Origin of the sequence: Shimia sp. R9_2 (genome assembly GCF_017743735.1) — a bacterium.
GTDB lineage: Bacteria > Pseudomonadota > Alphaproteobacteria > Rhodobacterales > Rhodobacteraceae > Shimia.
In genome coordinates, this window is the sequence record NZ_JAGHRO010000002.1 from 46,172 (window position 1) to 67,360 (window position 21,189).

At 57.9% G+C, this 21,189-nt stretch carries 20 protein-coding genes; 4 read left to right on the forward strand and 16 right to left on the reverse strand.

Annotation, left to right across the window (positions count from 1 at the left end; translation table 11 throughout):
- Positions 1-117 precede the first annotated feature (117 nt).
- Positions 118-1,197 (forward strand): FliG C-terminal domain-containing protein, encoded by a 1,080-nt coding sequence (locus J7400_RS04780; protein WP_247738634.1) that lies wholly within the window; start codon positions 118-120, stop codon positions 1,195-1,197.
- Positions 1,198-1,228: 31 nt separating this feature from the next.
- Here the strand turns inward: J7400_RS04780 and J7400_RS04785 are convergent, their stop codons facing one another.
- The gene (locus J7400_RS04785; RefSeq protein WP_209060341.1) at positions 1,229-1,939 is read right to left on the reverse strand and encodes a DUF1223 domain-containing protein; all 711 of its coding nucleotides are present in this window, start codon (positions 1,937-1,939) and stop codon (positions 1,229-1,231) included.
- 176 nt (positions 1,940-2,115) lie between these two features.
- Here J7400_RS04785 and acnA point away from each other — a divergent pair, with 176 nt between their 5' ends.
- Complete coding sequence (acnA, locus tag J7400_RS04790; RefSeq protein ID WP_209060342.1) at positions 2,116-4,803, forward strand: aconitate hydratase AcnA; 2,688 nt, start codon at positions 2,116-2,118, stop codon at positions 4,801-4,803.
- Between the two features lie 42 nt (positions 4,804-4,845).
- On the opposite strand, the gene J7400_RS04795 is transcribed toward acnA, so the two are convergent.
- The 11 genes from J7400_RS04795 to yajC form a co-directional block, all read right to left on the reverse strand.
- Positions 4,846-5,880, reverse strand: a complete 1,035-nt coding sequence (locus J7400_RS04795) for a hypothetical protein (RefSeq protein ID WP_209060350.1) — start codon at positions 5,878-5,880, stop codon at positions 4,846-4,848.
- A 142-nt stretch (positions 5,881-6,022) separates the two neighbouring features.
- On the reverse strand, positions 6,023-6,535 hold the full coding sequence (locus J7400_RS04800; RefSeq protein WP_209061986.1) for a DsbE family thiol:disulfide interchange protein: 513 nt from the start codon (positions 6,533-6,535) through the stop codon (positions 6,023-6,025).
- A 13-nt stretch (positions 6,536-6,548) separates the two neighbouring features.
- Positions 6,549-6,707, reverse strand: coding sequence for a heme exporter protein CcmD (gene ccmD / locus J7400_RS04805; protein WP_209060353.1), 159 nt, complete (start codon positions 6,705-6,707; stop codon positions 6,549-6,551).
- Entirely contained in the window at positions 6,704-7,456 is a 753-nt protein-coding gene (locus J7400_RS04810; RefSeq protein ID WP_209060355.1) for a heme ABC transporter permease, read from the reverse strand. Before J7400_RS04810 ends, ccmD begins: the two co-directional genes overlap by 4 nt.
- A 90-nt stretch (positions 7,457-7,546) precedes the next feature.
- Positions 7,547-8,203: a heme exporter protein CcmB gene (gene ccmB / locus J7400_RS04815; RefSeq protein ID WP_209060356.1), complete on the reverse strand. Its 657-nt coding sequence runs from the start codon at positions 8,201-8,203 to the stop codon at positions 7,547-7,549.
- The gene (gene ccmA, locus J7400_RS04820) at positions 8,200-8,820 is read right to left on the reverse strand and encodes a heme ABC exporter ATP-binding protein CcmA (protein WP_209060357.1); all 621 of its coding nucleotides are present in this window, start codon (positions 8,818-8,820) and stop codon (positions 8,200-8,202) included. Before ccmA ends, ccmB begins: the two co-directional genes overlap by 4 nt.
- A gap of 174 nt (positions 8,821-8,994) precedes the next feature.
- Positions 8,995-9,348, reverse strand: coding sequence for an Mth938-like domain-containing protein (locus J7400_RS04825; protein WP_209060358.1), 354 nt, complete (start codon positions 9,346-9,348; stop codon positions 8,995-8,997).
- Positions 9,349-9,360: 12 nt separating this feature from the next.
- The gene (locus J7400_RS04830; protein WP_209060359.1) at positions 9,361-10,128 is read right to left on the reverse strand and encodes a TSUP family transporter; all 768 of its coding nucleotides are present in this window, start codon (positions 10,126-10,128) and stop codon (positions 9,361-9,363) included.
- The gene (gene secF / locus J7400_RS21150; protein WP_247738635.1) at positions 10,121-11,089 is read right to left on the reverse strand and encodes a protein translocase subunit SecF; all 969 of its coding nucleotides are present in this window, start codon (positions 11,087-11,089) and stop codon (positions 10,121-10,123) included. Before secF ends, J7400_RS04830 begins: the two co-directional genes overlap by 8 nt.
- A 3-nt stretch (positions 11,090-11,092) precedes the next feature.
- On the reverse strand, positions 11,093-12,754 hold the full coding sequence (secD, locus tag J7400_RS21155; protein ID WP_209078263.1) for a protein translocase subunit SecD: 1,662 nt from the start codon (positions 12,752-12,754) through the stop codon (positions 11,093-11,095).
- Between the two features lie 42 nt (positions 12,755-12,796).
- Positions 12,797-13,081 (reverse strand): preprotein translocase subunit YajC, encoded by a 285-nt coding sequence (gene yajC, locus J7400_RS04840; RefSeq protein ID WP_209060364.1) that lies wholly within the window; start codon positions 13,079-13,081, stop codon positions 12,797-12,799.
- Positions 13,082-13,264: 183 nt separating this feature from the next.
- Between yajC and J7400_RS04845 the strand changes: the two genes are divergently transcribed.
- Positions 13,265-14,683: a pentapeptide repeat-containing protein gene (locus tag J7400_RS04845; protein WP_209060366.1), complete on the forward strand. Its 1,419-nt coding sequence runs from the start codon at positions 13,265-13,267 to the stop codon at positions 14,681-14,683.
- A 77-nt stretch (positions 14,684-14,760) separates the two neighbouring features.
- Positions 14,761-16,053 carry a serine--tRNA ligase gene (serS, locus tag J7400_RS04850; protein WP_209060367.1) on the forward strand — a complete coding sequence of 431 codons (1,293 nt, stop codon included), beginning with the start codon at positions 14,761-14,763 and terminating at the stop codon, positions 16,051-16,053.
- A 140-nt stretch (positions 16,054-16,193) separates the two neighbouring features.
- Here serS and J7400_RS04855 read toward each other — a convergent pair whose 3' ends face one another.
- The 4 genes from J7400_RS04855 to J7400_RS04870 form a co-directional block, all read right to left on the reverse strand.
- Positions 16,194-17,177, reverse strand: a complete 984-nt coding sequence (locus J7400_RS04855; RefSeq protein WP_209060369.1) for a fatty acid desaturase — start codon at positions 17,175-17,177, stop codon at positions 16,194-16,196.
- 235 nt (positions 17,178-17,412) lie between these two features.
- On the reverse strand, positions 17,413-18,903 hold the full coding sequence (gene der / locus J7400_RS04860; protein ID WP_209060373.1) for a ribosome biogenesis GTPase Der: 1,491 nt from the start codon (positions 18,901-18,903) through the stop codon (positions 17,413-17,415).
- Positions 18,904-18,951: 48 nt separating this feature from the next.
- Complete coding sequence (locus J7400_RS04865; protein ID WP_348540112.1) at positions 18,952-20,253, reverse strand: PQQ-binding-like beta-propeller repeat protein; 1,302 nt, start codon at positions 20,251-20,253, stop codon at positions 18,952-18,954.
- Between the two features lie 41 nt (positions 20,254-20,294).
- A complete protein-coding gene (locus J7400_RS04870; protein WP_209060375.1) occupies positions 20,295-20,975 on the reverse strand; it encodes a hypothetical protein in 681 nt (226 codons plus the stop codon).
- Positions 20,976-21,189 lie beyond the last annotated feature (214 nt).

Here is a 21,189-nt window from a genome sequence, read left to right on the forward strand (position 1 = left end):
TTGGTGCACCTCGGCGTTCTCAAATCTTGGGAAAAAACCGAGGTGCTTTAAGTAAGTTGTTCAGAGTTTCTTTAGGGTTGAGTGGGACATTGCAGCCCAAGACCTATGGAGACATTGATGAGCAGTGCGATTCCTCTGGCGCCGTTTGGTGGTGCCGCTGACATGCCCAGCTTTGGCAGCATGCGCAAAACCAATCTCACCCGCCCGCAAAAGGCAGCCATCATCGTGCGTTTTCTGCTCAATGAGGGTGCCGAGCTGTCACTGGCCGAACTGTCAGACAACCATCAGGCAGATCTGACCTACATGATGGGCGACATGGGCTACATCGACCGTGACACCCTTGCCGAGGTCCTGATGGAATTTGCGCAAGAACTCGAATCCATCGGTCTCTCTTTCCCGAACGGTATTTCCGGAGCGCTCAGCGTGCTTCAGGGCCAGATCAGCCCACTGACCGAAGCGCGCCTGCGCAAAGAGGCTGGCGTGCGCATGATCGGCAACCCATGGTCACGCATCAAGGAACTCTCCGTGCCGGAGCTGATCAACATGGTCGACAGTGAAAGCATCGAAGTCTCCGCTGTCCTGATGTCAAAGCTCCCGGTCGACAAGGCCGCTACCGTTCTGGCCAAACTGGCCGGCGACAAGGCCCGCCGCATCACCTTCGCCATGTCGATGACCGAAAGCATCACGCCTGAGGCCGTGGACCGTATCGGCCTGACGCTGGCTTGCCAAATCGAAGACCGCCCGCCCAAAGCCTTCAAGCAAGGCCCGGAAGACCGTCTGGGCGCGATCCTCAACAACGCAACCACCGCGACACGCGACGACGTCCTGGAATCGCTGGACGAACAGGATGCGGAATTTGCCGTGGCGGTGCGCAGACGCATCTTCACCTACGCGCATATCGCAACCCGCGTGAAACCGCTGGATATCCCCCGTCTGGTGCGCGATCTCGACGAAGGCAGCCTGATTACCGCCATGGCTTATGCCACCGAGGGCGACTTTGGCGTCTCCACAGAGTTTATCCTCAACAACATGTCCGCGCGTATGGCGGATCAGCTGCGCGAAGGTGTCAACGACCGCGGCGAAGTGAAAACCAAAGAGGCAGAGGCCGCCATGTCGGAAATCACGACAGGTGTGCGCGAGCTGGTGGAGCTTGGCGAAATTGAGCTGATCAGCGACGAGGATGACGACGAGGATTAATCATCCTCCCCAACGTCATCCTGAGTGTATGTTATTTTACGCGCGCGGCGGCTTCGATGGGGCCGCCGTTTTCGCGTTGAATGAGCACCACAACGGGAGCGTCGCCCTCAACAGTAACGCGCATCGCCAGATCGCTTTGCCCCGTCCAGCGGCGCACTTGCTCCCAATTGTCCACGATATTGGCGTAGGTCAGGACGCGACCGGCGTTTTCGCCCCGTTTGATGGAGACTTTCTCAGCCGAGCGATACTGGACCACATGCACATTCATCGGCGTGCTCAGGTCTGTTGACGCAGTGATGCTGATCGCATCCCCATCACGTGTAACATCCAGGTCCACCTGAGGCGACACCGCTTGATGCGCCTCAATCAGCTTTTCCACCTTATTGGGATGCGCACCAACAACATGGTCCTGCCCGTTGATGATCATCTGGGGCGTGTAGACCGAGCGATGGCCTGCAGCACGCGCATAACTGTGCTGGCGCTGGGTGAACGCCGGATTGGCGAACTCGTCTTTCCAGCCGATGTAATCCCAGTAATCCACATGCAGCGCGAGCGCGATCACATCCTCCCGCGCGGCCAATTGTTCGCGCAAATAAGCATCAGCTGGCGGACAAGAGGAACACCCCTGCGAGGTATAGAGCTCAACCACAACAGGTTGCTCTCCTGCAGCAACAACGGATGCAAGTGAAAGCCAAGCAAGTGAAAGCCAAAGTGTCGCTATTATGCCTGTTGTCCGGATCATCGTCACAGTTATCCCCTTCGCATTTCCCAGCAACATTACTACGCCGCGACGGACTGACTTGCCAATCAAGGTTTCGCGAGAAGCCGGTGAACCTCTCGGCAAGCTTGAATGCCTGTCGCACATGGGCCACAAATTTACGTAGCGAACCCCTGTGTAATGTTGAGAGGGAGGCCAACATGCCCATCACTGTCGGACAAGACAACGCCAAGGCACGTAAGACGTTTTCGGTAAACGGAAAATCGATATCATTTTATTCCATCCCCGCCGCTCAGGACGCCGGATTTGGCAATTTCTCCAAATTGCCCGCAGCCCTTAAAGTGGTGCTGGAAAATCTGCTGCGGTTTGAGGACGGCGGCTTTTCTGTTTCAACGGACGACATCAAAGCTTTTGGTGAATGGGCAAAAAATGGCGGGCAAAACCCGCGTGAGATTGCTTACCGCCCTGCCCGCGTGCTCATGCAGGACTTCACTGGCGTGCCTGCGGTTGTTGACCTTGCTGCGATGCGCGACGGCATTGTCGGCCTCAAAGGCTCCGCCTCCAAAATCAACCCGCTGGTGCCTGTTGATCTGGTGATCGACCACTCCGTGATGATTGACGAATTTGGCAATCCCCGCGCGTTTCAGATGAATGTCGACCGGGAATATGAGCGCAACATGGAGCGCTACACCTTCCTGAAATGGGGGCAAACCGCCTTTGACAATTTCCGCGTCGTGCCTCCGGGCACCGGGATTTGCCATCAGGTGAACCTCGAATATCTCGCTCAGACGGTCTGGACCGATGTGGACCAGAACGGCGATGAAGTCGCCTATCCGGACACATTGGTTGGCACAGACAGCCACACCACCATGGTCAACGGCGCAGCGGTTCTAGGCTGGGGTGTTGGCGGGATCGAGGCTGAGGCCGCAATGCTTGGTCAGCCGATTTCCATGCTGATCCCGGAAGTCATCGGCTTTGAGCTGACCGGCGAAATGATGGAAGGCACCACCGGCACGGACCTTGTGCTGAAGGTCGTTGAAATGCTGCGCGAGAAAGGCGTGGTCGGCAAATTTGTGGAGTTCTACGGCGACGGGCTGGACCGCCTGCCTTTGGCGGACCGCGCCACGATTGCCAATATGGCACCGGAATATGGCGCAACCTGCGGCTTCTTCCCGATTGACGGCGAAACCTTGCGCTACCTCACCAATACCGGCCGCGACGAAGACCGCATCGCGCTGGTGGAGGCCTACGCCAAAGAAAACGGCTTCTGGCGTGATGAAAACTACGCGCCGATCTACACCGACACGTTGCATCTGGATATGGGCACGATTGTGCCAGCAATTTCGGGCCCGAAACGACCTCAGGACTATATCGCGCTGAGCGACGGCAAAACCGCCTTCCGCCGCGAAATGGAGGAGACCTTCAAGCGCCCAATGGGCAAAGAGGTGGTTGTCGCAGGTGAAGGCTTCACGATGGAAAGCGGCAAGGTGGTGATTGCCTCCATCACTTCCTGCACCAACACCTCCAACCCCTACGTGATGATCGGCGCAGGGCTTGTGGCGCGCAAGGCCGCCGCTCTAGGACTGAACCGCAAGCCATGGGTAAAGACCTCGCTTGCACCCGGCTCTCAGGTCGTATCGGCCTATCTGGAAGCCGCCGATCTGCAAAAAGATCTCGACGCGCTTGGCTTTAACCTTGTGGGCTATGGCTGCACCACCTGTATCGGCAACTCCGGCCCGATCCAGAAAGAGATCAGCGACGCCATTGCCGAAGGCGATCTGGTGGCCACTTCGGTGCTGTCTGGCAACCGCAACTTTGAGGGCCGCATCAGCCCCGATGTGCGCGCCAACTACCTCGCCTCCCCGCCCCTCGCGGTGGCTTACGCCATTGCCGGGACGCTCGACATCGACTTGACCTCCGATCCTCTTGGGCAGGACCAGAACGGCAACAACGTCTTCCTCAAAGACATTTGGCCTTCGACACAGGAAATTGCCGACCTCGTGCAACAAACGGTGACCCGCGAGGCATTTCAATCCAAATATGCCGATGTCTTCAAAGGGGATGAGAAATGGCAGGGCGTCGAGGTGCCGCAACAGGAAACCTATGACTGGCCTGCAACGTCCACCTACATCCAAAACCCACCTTACTTCCAAGGCATGGGGCCGGAGCCCGGCACCATCAGCAATATTGAAGGCGCGAAAGTTCTGTTGATGCTCGGTGACATGGTCACAACGGACCATATCTCCCCCGCAGGATCCTTTGCGCAGTCCACCCCGGCAGGCACCTATCTGACCGACCGCCAAGTTGCGCCGCGGGATTTCAACTCCTACGGCTCGCGCCGAGGCAACCATGAGATCATGATGCGGGGCACCTTCGCAAACATCCGTATCAAAAACGAGATGCTCGACGGGGTCGAAGGTGGCTACACCAAAGGCCCAGACGGTGCGCAAACTTCGGTCTATGAGGCCGCGATGGCCCATCAGGCCAATGGCACGCCATTGGTGGTCTTTGGCGGCGCACAGTATGGTGCCGGATCGTCCCGCGACTGGGCGGCGAAAGGCACGGCCCTGCTGGGCGTGAAGGCGGTCATTGCCGAGAGCTTTGAGCGCATCCACCGCTCAAATCTGGTGGGAATGGGCGTGATCCCCTTTGAATTCACCGGAGGTGACACCCGCAAGACACTTGGTCTGACCGGCGAAGAGAACGTGACAATCACCGGATTGGACAGCGTGGAGCCGTTGCAAGAGGTGCCGTGCGACATCACTTTTGCGGATGGCACAGAGAAAACCATCACGCTGAAATGCCGGATCGATACCGCACCGGAGATTGAATACATCGAACACGGCGGCGTGCTGCACTATGTGCTGCGCAATCTCGCCAAATCCTGAAACCAAATGGCTAAGGCCCCGCCAAAGGGGCCTTAATCCATCTCAGTCAAAATCAAAACTGACCGGGAAGTGATCGCTCGCTGAAGTCAACGCCTCAAAAAGAGCTTTGTTTTCAGCCGCCTCGCGCTGCTTCTTCGTCCACATTTCATAAGGGTTCCAAATCCTGTAAGCGTCGTCACCGGCTGGTTTTATGGACTGGCTGGTCATGATCAGATCAATCATCGCATTGATAGGGTCTTCGGTGATCTGGTCAAAAAACCGCGTGGTGGACGGCTCCCAGCCAAACCTCTTCCATTTTGGCCGCCCAGCATAACAACGCAGAATTTTCTCCGGCTCAAACAGATCTCCCATGATGATCTCAACGGCAGAGCGGCCAAATTTCGCCTCATGCTCATCCATGCCCAGACCATCATTGATATCCCCCATCACCATCACCCGCGCATCATCGACCATCAGCCGGTCAACACGCTCCCGGATGGAGGCCGCCTGAGCAAACAGACGCAGGCGGTTCCTGCGCGACGTGCGCTCCAGATGCACCAAATCGACACTGTTGAAGATGCCCTTGGATTTGGCATGCACCACAAACAGATCCATCGGCGCACCGCCATCCTTGCGCTCTACATGCACCTCCAAGGGCGGGCGATCATGCTTGTGCAGCTCCTGCAGCCCATCCTCATCCGCATCATATAAAAATGGCTCATCAAACCGCGGGCTCTTTTTGCTGCCAGCGGTGCCGCTCGGCTTATGCGTCACATCAAGACTGTCCGGATCATAGAGCACCGCAATTTCCTGAGTACCGGCGTTAAAGCCAAACACACATTTGCACGCGCGCAAGCCCGCCTGCGCTGCGAAAGCCTCAAGACAGGCCACGGTGGATTTCACGGCATTTGCGCTGCTTGCCGTGTTGGGGGCCTCAGTGATCCCGATCAAATCCGCATCAATCTCTGCAAGCACCTTCCCCACCGCCTCTATCTGCGGCAGCGGATCCTTCTTCTGACGCTTATGATCCGGCTCAGGCACGTTCTGATTGGTAAAGGCGCGGTCAAAATGTTCGATGTTATAGGCGGCAAAACGCATCACGCTTACTCCACAAGAAATCACTCAAAACAATCTCTTCTTTGGTAGACCAGATTGATGTGATCTCCAAATGACGCCCCCAAAACGAGCAAAGCCCACACCGGCTGGCATGGGCTTTCTCAAAAGTTTTTGGGCTGAGTGATTACTTCAAACTGTCCAGCGCGGGCCGGAGCCGCTCGTCCAATTCGCGCTGCGTGACCGGCCCTGCAATACGCAGCACCACATTGCCCTGCCCATCAATCAGATAGGTCTCCGGCACGCCGTAGACACCCCAGTTGAGCGCCATACGACCCGCCGTGTCCGCGCCAACCGCCTCATAGGGGTCCCCCAGTTCATCCAGGAAAGACAAGGCATTGCCCTGCACGTCCTTATAGTTCGCACCAAGGATGGTGAGCCCTTCGGATTGGAGTTGTTCCAGATTGGGATGTTCCACCCGGCAAGGGCCGCACCAGCTGGCCCAGAAGTTCACTAGAGTTGGCTCGCCACTGCGCAGCGCCGCGTCATCCCACATGGGCTTGTCGCCCAGCGGCGTCATTTCCGCAGAGGGCGCCTGCTGGCCCACCAATGCACTTGGCAGCTCATCAGGGTTCTGGCGTTGCATCCCGATCAGGAACAGCGCCGCAAGCCCCGCGAAAAGCAGGGGCGGCAAAAACATCAGCGGGGAGACTTTACGAGCGCTCATTGCGACGCGCCTCCACCTGATCCAGATCCGCTCGGGCTTTGCGGGCCGCACGGATGCTGAGCCACACAAGACCGGCGATCAACAGTAGAGAAACCGCATAAGACGACAGCACCGTGTCAGCGTATTTTCCAAGATCCGGCATCATGCCAAGCGCTCCCGTGCCAAAAGCGCGCGTGTGCGGCGCTTGTGAATTTCCGTACGCGTGCGCAGCAGCACCAGCGCAACAAACAGCAAAACAAACCCGGCGATGCACATCAGCAGCGGGTAAAAGAAGACGTTAGAGACCTTCTCCGTGGTGTCCGCCCCCGTAACAGCCTCAACCCGTGCAAACGACGCCCCCTGATGCAAACCCTGGTTCCAGAAGTTCACAGCATACCGGCTGAGCACGGCAAAAACCGATCCTACGATGCACAGAACAGACGTCAGATCTGCGGCGGTGTCAGGATCATCAATCGCCTCCCAAAGGGCAATATAGCCAAGATAAAACAGAAACAGGATGAGGAAAGAGGTTAGACGCGGATCCCAGGCCCACCATGTGCCCCACATCGGCTGTCCCCAGATCGCGCCTGTCAGCAGTGCAATCACCGTCATGACCATGCCAATAGGCGCTGCCGCCTTGGCCGCAAGGGCGCTTACGTGGTGGCGGCGCACCAGCCAGATCAGCGAGGTGATCAGCATCATGAACCAAGCGTTGATCGCCATTAGCGCTGAGGGCACATGTAGATAGATGATCTTTACAGTGGAGCCTTGGCGAAAGTCATCCGGCGTAAAGAAAAAGCCCCAGATCAGGCCAATCACCAGACAGGCGCCAGCCACGATGGCAACAGGTGCCAGAAACCGCGAAACGGTTTGGCTGAATTTCACCGGATTGGCATATTCCCAGATCGATCCCATGAGGTCGTCCTAACTTTCTGTGCCGTGTTTTGCACCTCACTTCCATGAGAGCATCACAGGTGCTTTGATATGGATTAAATACCTTAAGCGCTATCGCAGATTAACACGCAATACTGCCGCACTAGCAAAAGGCAAAAGCGCGATGACACCAAAGGTGATCCCCGCCAGCATCAACAGCGGCGTGGTCACGGCCTGCCCCTCAGCGCCCCGGCGCGCCAGCTCTGCGCCAAAGATCAGGGTTGGCACGTAAAGTGGCAAAATCAAAAGAGAAAGCAGCAGCCCCCCGCGTTTGATCCCCACTGTCAGCGCTGCGCCGAAGGTACCAATCACACTCAAGGCTGGCGTGCCCAGAGCCAGCGATGTGACGAGCCAGATGTATCCTTGTGGTGGCAGGTTCAGCAGCACCCCAAAGAGCGGCGCAGCCACCACAAGCGGAACCCCTGTGGTGAGCCAATGGGCCAGCGCCTTGACGGAGACCACAGCCTCAAGCGGCAGAGGTGATGTGGCCACCAGATCCAACGTGCCGTCTTCCCAGTCAAGCGCCAGAATACGGTCAAGCGACAGAAGGCAAGCCAGCAGCGCACCGAGCCACAGAATGCCGGGGGCAATCTTGGTCAAAAGGCCGCTTTCCGGGCCAACAGAGAACGGCACAAGTATCACAACAATAAGGAAAAAAGCGATACCAAGGCCAAAGCCGCCACCGGCACGGAAGGCCAGTTTCAGATCCCGCAGGAGAAGTGCTCTCATAAGAAGGCCTCATCATAGCCTGCGATAGCGCCCTCACGCGCAGTTGCGCGGAAGGGGCCGACATCCAGCACGTCCACGGACAGGCCAAGATCGATGTGTGTCGCCAAAAGCGCGCTGCCACCGCTGGCCAGATGCCGCTCCACCGCTTTGGCAAACAGGGCCACAGAGGCGGTGTCCAGAGACACGGTGGGTTCATCCAAAATCCAGATCGGACGCCCTGTCACCAACAGGCGCGCCAGCCCGAGGCGGCGCTTTTGTCCGGCCGACAGGCTGCCTGCAAGACGGCCTTGCAACTCGACCAAATCAAACCCTTCGATGGCGGCAGAAATGTCAGACTTGCCAAAGACTTCCGCCCAAAACCTGAGGTTTTCCTCAACCGTCAACATGGCCTTTAAACCATCGCTGTGGGCCGCATAGGCAATGCTTTCTTCGGGCGCTTCAACGGTGCCTTTGAAGGGGGGCTGCAATCCGGCAACCGTGCGCAAAAGCGTGGTCTTGCCGACGCCATTGGGGCCTTTCAGAATCAGCCCTTTGCCGGGTGTCACCTCAAAGGACAGCCCTTCCAGAACGGTCACGCCACCACGCGCCACGCTGACATCTTTTACGCGCAAAGTCATGACGCTGCATCTAACCGCTTTTCTACGATGGCAAAAGAGTTACCTTTTGACGCAGCCCACATCGCATGTCTGTATCGCGTCGGTATTGCGGCTGTATCGCGGTGGTGTTGTTTTCGGCTCCCGCACTCAACGCAGATGTAAACGCACCGTACGTTGCACGCCCCGCCGCAGCCCTCAGACCGGCATCAGGACGGCCGCAACACGGCGCCCCTCGCTCACCAAAACATTGTAGGTCCGGCAGGCAGACGGTGACGCCATGGGTTCCACGCCGATGCCTGCCGCTTCCAGCGTCTCGCGAAAGGCGGCTGGAACCGGTGCCATGTCGGGACCTGTACCCATGAGGATGAAATCGATCTCTTCCGCCAGCGCCAACACCACCTGCGCATCCTCATAGCCTGCCCAGCTGCGCGCGCCTTTGGCATGGATCACAGCCCCGCCTTCGATCACCTCTCCGCCGATGCGGAAAAACCCTGGGCCATAGCTGTCTATCGGTATGGCGTCCGCATAGGTCACTTCTGTCATTTGCATGATCTTCTCCTCCTAATGCCCCCCGCCCGCGTTCAAGAATGGCAAACCGGACAGGGCAGCGGCAGCGATAATCAGATAGGCCACAGCCCGGTAAAGTTTCTCATGGCGCGGATCAAAGAGCCAGCCTCCCAAAAGATTGCCAGCCATCGCCGGCAGCGACAGCATGATACCAAGCACAAAGGGTGCGGCTTCAAAGCGGCTCAGGCAGATCAGCACCACCACAAGCAAGATGTCGTAGAAAAACAGATAGGCGTTGGTATTCGCGCGGATCACTGTCGGGCCATGCGGACTGGCCATGTAGAACATGATCACAGGCGGCCCCGGCAGCCCTGCGGCACCGCCCAGCAATCCCCCTGCCCCGCCAATGCCATAGACCATGGGGGCTGTGACCGCGCCGCGATAGCGAAACCCGGTCAGCAAGACGACCAACATGCCGAGCGACAGAAGCGAAACCAGGTAGCGATACACCTCAGGCTCTGTGCGCTCCAAAAGCCAGAGCCCGGCAGGCATAAGCAACACCACGCCGATCATCAGACGCAGAAGATCCCGGCGGTGCCCATTGCGCAGCGCGGCGGGGATGTGAACAGCAGGTGCGAGGATATCCATGCCCGCCAGCGTGATAATCGCCCAGAGGGGCGGCATGACTTGCGCAGCGATGGGAAGGTAAATCAGTGCGGTGCCAAATCCAGCAAACCCGCGCACAATGCCTGCCATAAAGGCGGCAGCGGCGACCCAGGCAAACCCGTCAAGAGCGAGGGCCTGGGTCAGGATGTCATGCATCAATATTGGCGAATTGGTTGCCAGCGGTGTTGTCCGGCTTGGACCAGTCGCGTTTCACGCCCAGCTTCAGAAGCACGGCAGAGGCGATAAAGATCGAGCTGTATGTCCCGACAATCACCCCCCAGATCATCGCAAAGACAAAGCCCCGGATCACGTCACCACCCAGCACAAACAGAGAGATCAGCGCCAGCAACGTGGTGACAGAGGTCATCATGGTCCGGCTCAGGGTCTCGTTGATGGAGATGTTGAGAACCTCTTTCAGCTCCATCTTCTTGTATTTGCGCAGGTTTTCACGAACGCGGTCAAACACCACCACAGTGTCGTTGAGCGAGTAGCCCACAATGGTCAGCAGGGCCGCGATGATAGCGAGGTCAAACTTGATCTGTAGCTCGGAGAAGACCCCGATGGTCAGCACCACATCGTGCACAAGCGCGGCCACAGCGCCCAAGGCAAACTGCCATTCAAAGCGCAGCCAGATGTAGATCAGAACCGCGCCAATCGCCAACAGCACCGCAATCGCCGCTGTTTTGATCAGCTCACCGGAGACCTTGGGGCCAACGGACTCAACCGATACAAACTTGATGTCAGACACCACGGTTTTCAGCTGCGCCTCAACACGTTCGATCACGTCAGATGTCACTGCCTCTTCGCCCTCTTGGGCCTGAATGCGGATCATCGTCACATGCTGATCCGCCTCAAAGGTGGGATCAAACACTTCGGTGATGGAAATGTCGCCGAGCTCCAGCGGCACCAGGGCTTCACGGTAGTCGCCGACCACCACTTCCTGCGCACTCTCGGTGCGGATGGTTGTGCCACCCCGGAAGTCGATGCCGAAGTTCAGACCCTGAATGAAGAAGCTCACAAGAGCCGCCACCATCAGTGCGCTGGAAATGCCCAGCCACAGGGTGGGACGCGAGAAGAAATCCCATTTGGTTTCTTGGGGAACCAGTCTCAAACGCATGGCTTATACCTCGATTGTCTTGGGACGGCGGCGCTCAAACCACATCACGATCATCACACGCGTCACAAAGATCGCCGTGAAGACGGAGGTGAGAATGCCAAGTCCCAGCGTGATGGCAAAGCCGCGTACCGGGCCGGAGCCCACGGCAAAGAGGATCACAGCGGTGATGAATGTGGTGATGTTGGCGTCCAGAATGGCCGAAAGCGCCTTTTCATAGCCAAGCTCGATCGCACGGGCCGGACCTTTGGCCGATTTCAGCTCTTCGCGGATACGCTCAAACACCAGCACGTTGGCGTCCACCGCCATACCGATGGTCAGCACGATCCCCGCGATGCCCGGCAGGGTCAGCGTGGCGCCGATCAGGCTCAGCAGGCCAAAGATCAGGCCCACGTTGATAATCAGCGCGATATTGGCAAACAGCCCAAAGGTGCCGTAGCTCAGGAACATAAAGACCAGCACGGCGACAAAGGCGACGATACAGGCGATCCGGCCTGCCTCGATGCTGTCTTGGCCAAGCTCTGGACCGATGGTGCGTTCTTCGAGGAATTCCAGACCAGCCGGCAGAGCGCCTGCGCGCAGCAGCACAGCGAGGTTGGTGCTTTCTTCCACAGTAAAGCGCCCGGTGATGATGCCGGAGCCGCCCGCGATATGGGCCTGAATGACCGGCGCGGAGATCACTTCGTTATCAAGCACAATCGCAAACGGGCTGCCGATATTGTCAGCGGTGTAGTTGCCAAACTTGCGTGCCCCGGTTGGGTTGAAGCGGAAAGAAACAGCGGGGCGGTTGTTCTGGTCAAAGCTTGGCTGTGCATCCACCAGCTCTTCACCGGTCACAACAGGCGCGCTTTCCACGATGTAGTAGACGCCCTCTTCATCCAGTGACGGCAGCACTTCGTTGCCCACACCCGCAGGGGCGTCCGGATCAGAGACGCGGCCCACAACCGGGTTAAATGTCAGCTGTGCTGTGGTGCCAATGATGTCTTTGAGTTCAGAGGCCGAGCCAATGCCGGGCACCTGAATGAGAATACGATCCGCACCCTGGCGCTGAATGGTCGGCTCACGTGTGCCCACCTCGTCAATCCGGCGGCGGATGATTTCCAGCGCCTGCTGCACGGTGCGCTCGTCTGTGGCGAGCTTTTCCGCATCAGAAAGGGTCACAACAATGGTGTCACCATCGGTGCGCACCACAATGTCAGAGGCCCCGGCCCCGGTGATCGACGTCACCGGACGCGACAGGCCGCGCACCAGCGTGGCGGCTTCCTGAATGGCTTCGGGTTTGGAGATCTTCACACGCAGCTCATCCACAGGCGAAGGCTGCAGACGGATGGTGCCGATGGTGGCCCGCTCGCCGCGCAACAGGTCGCGCACCTCGGGCCACATCGCTTTCATGCGGCTTTCATAAACGTCCTGAACCTTCACTTCCGCCAGAAGATGCGCTCCACCGCGCAAATCCAGACCAAGGTTCACCAAACGGCTTGGCATGAACGACGGCCAAGCCGCGACCGCCTCCTCAAGCTCGTCATTCAGCTCGCCGAATTCCATAGCGGCGAGCGCGTCATTATGGGCCTCAACCTTCGGATAAAAGGCATTTGGCGTGGCCAAGAGCAGGCCCACCGCACAGGTGAGCCAGATCAGGACCCGTTTCCAAAGGTCGATTTGCAGCATGTTTGCAGCCCTGTTGGTCGTGTCTTTTATAAGTGCGCGGGTTTATTCGGCTTTGGCCGCTTCGGTCTTCGCCAGCACCTGCGCGATGGTGGATTTCACCACACGGACTTTCACGTTTTCAGCCAGTTCGACTTCAACTTCATTGTCGTCCTTGACCTTGGACACTTTGCCGATCAGCCCGCCCTGAGTCACGATCTGATCCCCACGGCGCACCCCAGCCACCATGGCCTGATGCTCTTTAACTTTCTTCTGCTGCGGGCGGATGAGCAGAAAATACATGATCGCGAAGATCAGGATGAGCGGCAGAAACTGGCCGAGTTCTTGCATGTGTCTATGTCCTCTAAATTCAGGCGAGGCGTTGCCCCGCAAAGTCGCAGGGAACCTATGTGGGCTTGGCGGCACATGCAAGGCGAGATGATGGGAAATGCAGGATGCGTTACTGCCGTTTGTCGGGTGGACGTGTGATTGACGCAACCCTAGTGTGAAAATGCATTACGAGCAGAGGCAGGCATGACGACGATCACCCTCACCACAGAGGATTTCCAGTTTCTAGCGGCATTTGTGAGCAGCATGATTGCCGCAGTCGTGATCTTTTTGGCCCTGCCCCGAACAGACAGCGGGAAAGAAACGACGTTTGCGCGGTTGCAAGAGGCGCTTGGCGCAAAGCGCTGGCCTGCAAAATGGTTTCTCGCGGTGGCGGTTTTCTGGGCGGTATTGGCGCTTTGCCTGTTTGGCGGGCTGATCGCCACTATTGGCATGATTGTGCATCAACTGTTTTTTGCAGAGGATTTCACGGCCAACCGCTTTCCGCTGATCCAACTGGCGGCGTTGACGGCGACATTGGGCGCAGTTGTGGCGCTGCCTTTTACGGTGCTGCGCCTGAAGCTGACGCAAGAGCAGACAGAGACCGCGAAGGCTGCGCTGTTTAATGACAAGATCACTGAGGCTGCCGCGGATTTGCATGCGCAGCGGCAGGTGTCGAAAGAAACTGACAGCGGCTGGGAAACGGTCTGGGAGGATGACGTTGTGCGCCGGAATGCGGCAATTGACCGGTTGGAAGGGTTGGTACGCGAAGAGCCAGAAGAAGCCGCGCGGGTTTCCCGCCTCTTAAGTGTTTATGTGCGTGAATTGTCTAAAGTATATCCAGCCGTTCCAGAGCCAAATACAGATAACCCTAAAATCCTAGTAGATTGGGTTCGCCGATTGGAAGTTCAGCGCTCAGATATGCAGAATGCTGTGCAAGTCTTGGGTCGGCTTACCACAATTGATGGGGTATCGGCAGAAGCCGTGGGAATCGATCTAAGCGGCTCGAATCTTCAGGCTATGGAGCTAACGAAACTCAACTTCAAAAACGCGCTCCTCAAAAACGCGGCACTTCAAGGAGCTAATCTAAATTCGGCACAATTGCAGTTTACGGTTCTTAACGATTCAAGCTTCGTGGGCGCAAACTTAACCTTCGCTAATTTTGAATGGTCAATTATCTGGTTGTCTGACTTTCGCTATGTATCTGGTACAATGGCAACTTTTTCTGCTGCCAGCCTATGGGGCTCGAAGTTTCATGGAGCAACATTTCCTAAAGCCAACTTCAAAGATTGCGTTTTAACGGATACCGATATGGAAGGCACTAATCTGAATTCAGCCAATCTCTCAGGATCCGATCTTGACCGAAGTAAATTTGACTCAACAACGAAACTCTCTGAAGTGGACTTCACAGCAGCGTCCATAAGAAATGTAGATTTTACAAGTGTTTCTGAAATAGAGGGGCACTTAGACAAAGTTTTTGGCGACTCTAGTACAAAACTCCCTAACAGCCTCGCTTTACCCTCAAGTTGGCCTTCGGCAGACAGCAGCTACAAAAACTTTCGAAGCGCGCATTGTAACTGGGCCAGATCAAAAGGTTTCTCTGTTCCAGGGCCGCGTGCGATGTAACACAACTCTTCCCCTCCCGCCCGCGCTCCGGCATATAGGCGGCACTGTGAATCACCCTCATCTAAAGGACACATGAGATGCATGACATTAAAGCGATCCGCGAGAACCCGGCCGCTTTTGACGCCGCCCTGACCCGCCGTGGGGATGCGGCCATGTCCTCCTCCGTGCTGGCCCTTGATGAAGAGCGCCGCGCCAAGATTGCCGCCGCTGAGGCCGCCCAAGCCGCCCAGAAAGCCGCCGCCAAAGAGGTTGGTGCCGCCAAAGCCAAAGGCGATGAGGCCGAGTTTGAAAGGCTGCGCGCGCTTGTGGCTGAGAAAAAATCCGAAGTCGCGGCGATGCAGAACGAAGCCAAAGAGCTTGACGCCAAGCTGACCGACACGCTGGCGCGCATTGCCAACCTACCGGCGGATGACGTGCCTGAGGGTGCGGATGAAGACGACAACGTCGAGGTCAACCGCTGGGGCACCCCACGCGCGTTGAATTTTGAACCTGTCGAGCATTTTGACATCAAAGGCGTCACCGCCGCGATGGATTTTGAAACCGCCGCGAAAATCTCCGGCGCGCGCTTCGTGATGCTCAAAGGCGCAGTGGCCCGCATTCACCGCGCGCTGGCACAGTTCATGATCGACACCCATGTGGATGAAAACGAGCTGACCGAGGTGAACTCGCCGGTTTTGGTGCGTGACGAGGCCATGTATGGCACGGATAAATTGCCGAAATTTGGCGAAGACAGCTATCAGACCACCAATGGCTGGTGGCTGGTGCCGACCTCTGAGGTGCCGCTGACCTATTCGGTCGCCAGTGACATTCTGGAAGAAAGCGCCCTGCCGATCCGCATGACCGCACACACCCTGTGTTTCCGCTCGGAAGCGGGCAGCGCGGGCAAAGACACCTCCGGCATGCTGCGCCAGCACCAGTTTGAAAAGGTGGAGATGGTCTCCATCACCCATCCGGACAAAAGTGAAGACGAGCAAAAGCGCATGCTGCGCTGCGCCGAAGGTCTGCTGGAAAAACTCGGTGTGCCTTATCGCACCGTGGTGCTCTGCACCGGCGACATGGGCTTTGGCGCGCGCCGCACCTATGACATCGAGGCGTGGATTCCGGGTCAGGACACCTATCGCGAGATCAGCTCTGTCTCCACCACCGGCGCCTTTCAGGCCCGCCGCATGAACGCCCGTTTCCGCCCCGCCGATGGCGGCAAGCCGGAATATGTGCACACACTCAACGGCTCGGGCCTCGCGGTGGGTCGCTGCCTGATCGCGGTTCTGGAAAACGGCCAGCAGGCCGACGGTTCTGTGGTGCTGCCAGAGGTGCTTGCACCTTATCTGGGGGGCAAAACCGTTCTGACCGCAGAAGGCAAACTGGCCTAACACCTGACCACTCAGACAAAATTAAGCGCGGCCCCGATCCTCCTCGGTGGCCGCGCTTTTTCTTCTCATTCTTCAAATATCCCGGGGTGAATTGCCCGTGAGGGCAAGAGGGGCTGGCCCCTCGCTCCCCTGTCTACGGCCTACTCCGCCGCCACCGCGCTTTGTGTCGCGCCTTTCTTCGGGAAGGGCACCAACCGCTCCGCCTCTTCATCCCAAAGCTTCAGCGAAAACGAGCGCAGCGCCTCCGGCCATTTGATCGTTGACAATCCATATTCATCGCGGATCATCCGATGGCATTTGCGCAGGTTGTAATGCGGGATGCGCGCGTTGAAATGGTGGATGTCGTGATAAGCGATATTGGCGGAGGCCAGATCCATCCACCAGCCCAGATCCAGCGCAGAAGAGCCTTGCAGCGCCGCCAGACGCGGGTCCAGATCCGGTCGGCGATCCCAATAGGTGTCCTCAAAATTATGCTGAAGGTAGACCATAAACACGCCCACCATGCCGCCAAACAGCGCGCTGAGGAACCAGATCAACAGCCCGTTCCATCCGGCCAGCGTGACAATCACCCCCATGTAGAGAAAGATCACCAGGTTGTGCAGCACCACTGACCGCCACATGCTTGAGGCGCTTTTGGGCCAGCGGTAGCGGATGAAATAGGTATATAGACTGCCCAGCGGGATCAGCACAAAAGGATTGCGGTAGAGCCGATAATAAAGCCGCTCCCAGAACCCGGCCACCTCCCACTCGCGCAGGGTCATCGTGTGGATTTCGCCGGTGTCGCGGTGGTCCAGATTGCCCAGATGGGAATGGTGCATATTGTGGTTGTGCCGCATCGCCGCATAGGGCGCGAAGGTCACCACAGACAGCGCCTCCCCGGCCCAGTCATTGTGTTTGCGGCTTTTGAACAGCGAGGCATGGCCCGTGTCATGCTGCAACACATACAGCCGCACCGCTGAGAGCCCGTTCACCACCATCAGCGGCACCTGCAGATACCATGTGCCCTCATGGGCAATGGCGAGATACAGGGTGGCAAAATAGAAAACAAAGGTGCCAAAGAAGCTGACCGCGCCGATACGGTCATCCTGAATTGTATAGCCTTTCAAGCGCTCGCGAATGTCCATCGCAAAACCCTCTGTTCAAATAAATTTCCGCCTTGGCCTGAAAAATGGCCTGGGTTTGTTTCAAATACGCGACCAATCAGAAATTGGCTCAACTTCGCCAACTATAACGCGAAATTGACCTTCGGCAACGTGCGGGGTCGCCAAAAGCTGCTGATGTGGCAAGGCCTTGCCTGTCATTTCAGCAAAAAGGGCCGCCCAATGGACGACCCTCAAATCAGTTCTGCGATCTGCACCCTCAGTGCGGGGCGCCACGCCCTTTGATGTGTTTGCGCAGGCGCGAAGGCGTGGATTTTTTCTTGCCCTTATAGGGGTTCTTGTCGCCCTGTCCGCGCATGGTCAAGCGGATCGGCGTACCGGGCATGTCAAAAGTCTCCCGCAAGCCATTGATAAGATATCGAGAATAGCTCTCGGGAATCTTGTCCGGGTGGGAACACATCACCACAAAGCCCGGCGGGCGGGTCTTGGCTTGGGTCATATAACGCAGCTTGATGCGCTTGCCCTGCGGCGCGGGTGGCGGGTGCTGTTGCAGCATTTCCACGAGCCAGCGATTGAGGGCAGCGGTGGGAATGCGGCGGTTCCACGTGTCATAGGCATCAAGAATGGCATCATGCAGACGCTCCAACCCACGGCCGGTTTTGGCCGATACCGTGATGAGCGGCGCGCCGCGCAACTGCGGCAGCAGACGGTTGAACGCTTCTTTGAGGTCGCGCAGCTTTTCCTGCTTGTGCTCTTCCACATCCCATTTGTTGACCGCAACAATCACCGCGCGCCCCTCGCGCTCCGCAAGGTCGGCAATGCGCAGATCCTGTTGTTCAAAAGGAATGGCCGCATCCAACAGAACCACCACAACCTCGGCAAATTTCACCGCGCGCAGTCCGTCGCCCACAGAGAGCTTTTCCAGCTTGTCCTGGACCTTGGCCTTTTTGCGCATCCCGGCGGTGTCAAAGATCCGCATCGGGGTCTCGTCCCAGGTGGTGCGCAGGCTGATGGCATCGCGGGTGATCCCGGCTTCCGGACCGGTCAGCAGACGGTCTTCGCCAATGATCTTGTTGATCAGTGTGGATTTACCGGCATTCGGACGGCCCACAACGGCGATCTGCAAAGGCCGACGCTCGGTGAGCATCTGAGACGGCCGCAGCGCATCGGGATCAATCTCTTCATCGGCTTCGTCTCCGTCGAGATCCACATCGGTCTCGACTTCGTCATCCAGCGCTTTGGCGCGTTTGGCAAATTCATCCGCCAGCGGCATGAGCTGGGTGTAAAGATCGTTGAGACCCTCACCATGTTCTGCCGAAAGGCGGATCGGCTCACCAAGGCCTAGGGAATAGGCTTCAAGCACACCGGCATCCGCAGCTGCACCCTCGCCCTTGTTGGCGGCAAGGATCACATGGGAAGCGCGTTTGCGCAGGATTTCAGCAAAGATCATATCGGTGGGGGTGACCCCTGCCCGCGCATCAATCATGAAGAGACAGATGTCGGCCATATCCACCGCACGTTCCGTCAGCCGGCGCATGCGGCCCTCAAGACTGTCATCGGTGGCATCTTCCAGACCCGCCGTATCAATCGCGGTAAACCGCAGATCGGCCAGTTTGGCATCGCCTTCCCGCAAGTCGCGCGTCACCCCGGGCTGGTCATCCACCAGCGCGAGTTTTTTGCCGACAAGGCGATTGAACAGGGTGGATTTGCCCACGTTTGGGCGGCCCACAATGGCGAGCGTGAAACTCATGACAGATCTCCGGAACGTCTGAAGTCGCTCCGATATACCATTATTGCGTCAACGGAAAGCGTACAATTCACCTTTGCGATTCACCACATAGAGCACGCCACCCGCCACAATCGGGTTTGTGGCCGCGCCATGGGGCAAATCGACGGTGTTTGTCAGGGCGCCGTCCTGCGGATTGTAGAAACGGATCTTGTCGTCAGAGGAGGCCACCACCAGCTGCCCGCCTGCAAGAATGGGGCCATAGTGGACATGCAGCGTCGATTGCTTGCGCGGCTTGTCTTTCACAAACTGCGGCAATTGCACGCCCCAGATGCGGCTGCCGTCACGCGCATTGATGCGCAACAGCACATTGCGCTCAGACACAAAGAACAGCGATCCACCAGCCGGGAACACCGGGCTGAGCGCGCCATGATCGGCGGTCCAGTTGCGCTGGCCGGTTTCCATGTCAAAGGCCGCCATACGGCCAGAATGGTTGGCCACATAGGCAGTGTTGCCGACCACAACCGGATCACTGGAAATATCGCCAACCGTGTTGACCGAGCGGCCCGGGCGCACGTCTGACAGGCCTGCGGACCAGCGCGACACACCGCCGCGACGGAAAGCCGCCTGAATTTCACCGGAGCCATAAGGGAAGAGCACAAGGCGATCTGTCACCGCAGGCGCGGCAGGGCTTTGCACGTTCTGTACGTTGGGCAGCGACACGAGCTGCCAGGCCACACGGCCAGTGTCTGTTTCCAGCGCCCAGCCGGTGGCGTCGCCAGAGACCACATAAACCAGTCCGTCATAGACTGTGGGGGTGCCGCTGCCGACTGCTTGCAGCTTCTGCTCCCAGAGCACGGCGCCGGTTGCGGGATCAAGCGCGGTCAATGCGCCAAACCCAGTGGTGACAAAAACCTTGCCATCGCCATAAGCCAGCCCGCCGGTTGACGCTTGCCCTGTCTTGTCCTGCGGTGAGGTCAGATCACGGCTCCACAGGGTCTCGCCAGAAGTTGAGGTCGCGCTGATGGTCGCCTCGGCATCCACGGTGAAGATGCGCCCGTCTGCCACAACCGGATCAGCTGTGATGCGGGTCTTGCGCGACTCACCTTTGCCGATGGAGGCCGTCCAAGCCACGGTTGGACGCGCGGACAGCGCCGCATTGGCGGTGCGATATTTGGGCGAGCCGATACGGTGGGTCCAGCTGGCGTTCTGCACCTGAGACGGCAGATTGATCGCCGGGCTCTGGTTTTCAGGCACCTCTGGCTGTGCAACCAGATCTTCGCGGGCACCGGGCAGAATGACTTCTGGTTCGGCGCAGGCTGTGAGTAGCGCTGCAGTGGCCACCGCTGCCAGCATCAAAGTCTTACGTGTCACTGAACAGGCCCCCACCCCGTTATCGTCTTTTTGCGGTCAGGTTACTGACCAACCACCAGTCCGTTGGTTTCAGCCGGTGTTCCGCCAAGAGCCACAATTAACTGAGCCGCGCGGTTGCGCAAGCCTGCTGTCACTGCGGCGTCCTGAATCAAATCCTGCAACTGGGTGATCGCACCTTCCGCGTCCCCCTCTTCCAACGTCAGAAGCGCAAGCTGCTCACGCGCCAAAAGCGCCAATGGTGCGCCCGGTGTGGCAAGGCTCTCGAGTGCCAGACGACGCTCCGCGGCGGGTGTGTCTTTGCCCTCAGCCAGTACCGCCTTGAAGGCTGCAATCTGACGGTAGATTTCCGGCATATCCAACCCGCTGGTTGCGATGCCTTCCAATGTTTCAGACGCGTCTGTGCCTGCGCCAAGCTCAAGCTGATGTGCGGCCAGCAACATATCAGAGACGACCTGCGCATCGGGCGACTCGGTTTTCAGATCGGCCAGAGCAGCCACACGCGCTTGCGTATCGCTTGTGGACACCGCTTTGATGATTGCGTCGCCGGAATCCTGCGCCGCATCGCGGGCGTTGCCTTTGCGCACTTCATTTGCAGCCGCCGCACCAACGATGGCAATCACCAGCAAAACCGCGATCCAGCCATAGCGGCGCATCAGGCCAAACAGGCGGTCGCGACGGACTTCTTCGGTGACTTCTTCGATGAAACTGTCGGTGTTGCTCACGCCTGCTCTCCTATTCGTTCGCTCTGTCTTATCGGTTTGTTTTCAAAGTGCCAAGAGCTGGGCGGAGCTTGTGCAAATCATCACTGAATTTTCATCAGGTTGACATTTTCTGAACTGATGAGTTCAAAATAGCGTACTACAGGTTGTTTCTATATGCAGAAGCGCCAATATAACCTTCACTATTTTGTGCGCTCCGCGCTCCAATAAACCTACA

Bases quoted from the DNA above. Each gene is read 5' to 3' on its own strand.
- J7400_RS04780 (WP_247738634.1), top strand. From the start codon at position 118: ATGAGCAGTGCGATTCCTCTGGCGCCGTTTGGTGGTGCCGCTGACATG.
- J7400_RS04785 (WP_209060341.1), bottom strand. From the start codon at position 1,939: ATGATCCGGACAACAGGCATAATAGCGACACTTTGGCTTTCACTTGCT.
- acnA (WP_209060342.1), top strand. From the start codon at position 2,116: ATGCCCATCACTGTCGGACAAGACAACGCCAAGGCACGTAAGACGTTT.
- J7400_RS04795 (WP_209060350.1), bottom strand. From the start codon at position 5,880: ATGCGTTTTGCCGCCTATAACATCGAACATTTTGACCGCGCCTTTACC.
- J7400_RS04800 (WP_209061986.1), bottom strand. From the start codon at position 6,535: ATGTTTTTGCCGCCCCTGCTTTTCGCGGGGCTTGCGGCGCTGTTCCTG.
- ccmD (WP_209060353.1), bottom strand. From the start codon at position 6,707: ATGATGCCGGATCTTGGAAAATACGCTGACACGGTGCTGTCGTCTTAT.
- J7400_RS04810 (WP_209060355.1), bottom strand. From the start codon at position 7,456: ATGGGATCGATCTGGGAATATGCCAATCCGGTGAAATTCAGCCAAACC.
- ccmB (WP_209060356.1), bottom strand. From the start codon at position 8,203: ATGAGAGCACTTCTCCTGCGGGATCTGAAACTGGCCTTCCGTGCCGGT.
- ccmA (WP_209060357.1), bottom strand. From the start codon at position 8,820: ATGACTTTGCGCGTAAAAGATGTCAGCGTGGCGCGTGGTGGCGTGACC.
- J7400_RS04825 (WP_209060358.1), bottom strand. From the start codon at position 9,348: ATGCAAATGACAGAAGTGACCTATGCGGACGCCATACCGATAGACAGC.
- J7400_RS04830 (WP_209060359.1), bottom strand. From the start codon at position 10,128: ATGCATGACATCCTGACCCAGGCCCTCGCTCTTGACGGGTTTGCCTGG.
- secF (WP_247738635.1), bottom strand. From the start codon at position 11,089: ATGCGTTTGAGACTGGTTCCCCAAGAAACCAAATGGGATTTCTTCTCG.
- secD (WP_209078263.1), bottom strand. From the start codon at position 12,754: ATGCTGCAAATCGACCTTTGGAAACGGGTCCTGATCTGGCTCACCTGT.
- yajC (WP_209060364.1), bottom strand. From the start codon at position 13,081: ATGCAAGAACTCGGCCAGTTTCTGCCGCTCATCCTGATCTTCGCGATC.
- J7400_RS04845 (WP_209060366.1), top strand. From the start codon at position 13,265: ATGACGACGATCACCCTCACCACAGAGGATTTCCAGTTTCTAGCGGCA.
- serS (WP_209060367.1), top strand. From the start codon at position 14,761: ATGCATGACATTAAAGCGATCCGCGAGAACCCGGCCGCTTTTGACGCC.
- J7400_RS04855 (WP_209060369.1), bottom strand. From the start codon at position 17,177: ATGGACATTCGCGAGCGCTTGAAAGGCTATACAATTCAGGATGACCGT.
- der (WP_209060373.1), bottom strand. From the start codon at position 18,903: ATGAGTTTCACGCTCGCCATTGTGGGCCGCCCAAACGTGGGCAAATCC.